Below are 1,711 nucleotides of genomic sequence, written 5' to 3' on the forward strand. Positions count from 1 at the left end.
ACTGCTCTTTAACAATTTATCAGACAATCTGTGTGGGCACTCAAAGTGACATGGATTCTTAACGTCCTCGGACGAAAAATGAATACCAAGTCTCTGAGTGAACATACGTAATTCATTACGAAGTTTAATTCACGAGCATCAAACTTAAATTGAAGAGTTTGATCATGGCTCAGATTGAACGCTGGCGGCAGGCCTAACACATGCAAGTCGAGCGGTAGCACAGAGAGCTTGCTCTCGGGTGACGAGCGGCGGACGGGTGAGTAATGTCTGGGAAACTGCCTGATGGAGGGGGATAACTACTGGAAACGGTAGCTAATACCGCATAACGTCGCAAGACCAAAGTGGGGGACCTTCGGGCCTCATGCCATCAGATGTGCCCAGATGGGATTAGCTAGTAGGTGGGGTAACGGCTCACCTAGGCGACGATCCCTAGCTGGTCTGAGAGGATGACCAGCCACACTGGAACTGAGACACGGTCCAGACTCCTACGGGAGGCAGCAGTGGGGAATATTGCACAATGGGCGCAAGCCTGATGCAGCCATGCCGCGTGTGTGAAGAAGGCCTTCGGGTTGTAAAGCACTTTCAGCGGGGAGGAAGGCGGTGAGGTTAATAACCTTGTCGATTGACGTTACCCGCAGAAGAAGCACCGGCTAACTCCGTGCCAGCAGCCGCGGTAATACGGAGGGTGCAAGCGTTAATCGGAATTACTGGGCGTAAAGCGCACGCAGGCGGTCTGTCAAGTCGGATGTGAAATCCCCGGGCTCAACCTGGGAACTGCATTCGAAACTGGCAGGCTAGAGTCTTGTAGAGGGGGGTAGAATTCCAGGTGTAGCGGTGAAATGCGTAGAGATCTGGAGGAATACCGGTGGCGAAGGCGGCCCCCTGGACAAAGACTGACGCTCAGGTGCGAAAGCGTGGGGAGCAAACAGGATTAGATACCCTGGTAGTCCACGCTGTAAACGATGTCGATTTGGAGGTTGTGCCCTTGAGGCGTGGCTTCCGGAGCTAACGCGTTAAATCGACCGCCTGGGGAGTACGGCCGCAAGGTTAAAACTCAAATGAATTGACGGGGGCCCGCACAAGCGGTGGAGCATGTGGTTTAATTCGATGCAACGCGAAGAACCTTACCTGGTCTTGACATCCACAGAACTTAGCAGAGATGCTTTGGTGCCTTCGGGAACTGTGAGACAGGTGCTGCATGGCTGTCGTCAGCTCGTGTTGTGAAATGTTGGGTTAAGTCCCGCAACGAGCGCAACCCTTATCCTTTGTTGCCAGCGGTTAGGCCGGGAACTCAAAGGAGACTGCCAGTGATAAACTGGAGGAAGGTGGGGATGACGTCAAGTCATCATGGCCCTTACGACCAGGGCTACACACGTGCTACAATGGCATATACAAAGAGAAGCGACCTCGCGAGAGCAAGCGGACCTCATAAAGTATGTCGTAGTCCGGATTGGAGTCTGCAACTCGACTCCATGAAGTCGGAATCGCTAGTAATCGTAGATCAGAATGCTACGGTGAATACGTTCCCGGGCCTTGTACACACCGCCCGTCACACCATGGGAGTGGGTTGCAAAAGAAGTAGGTAGCTTAACCTTCGGGAGGGCGCTTACCACTTTGTGATTCATGACTGGGGTGAAGTCGTAACAAGGTAACCGTAGGGGAACCTGCGGTTGGATCACCTCCTTACCTTAAAGAACCTGCCTTTGTAGTG

The 1,711-nt window shown here is 52.9% G+C and carries 1 rRNA gene; it reads left to right on the forward strand.

The window, feature by feature from the left end:
- The first annotated feature begins 146 nt into the window (after positions 1-146).
- Positions 147-1,686, forward strand: a 16S ribosomal RNA gene (locus CWM58_RS27830).
- The last annotated feature ends 25 nt before the right edge of the window (positions 1,687-1,711 follow it).

The organism is Klebsiella sp. H-Nf2, from assembly GCF_002806645.1.
Classification (GTDB): Bacteria; Pseudomonadota; Gammaproteobacteria; order Enterobacterales; family Enterobacteriaceae; genus Klebsiella; species Klebsiella variicola.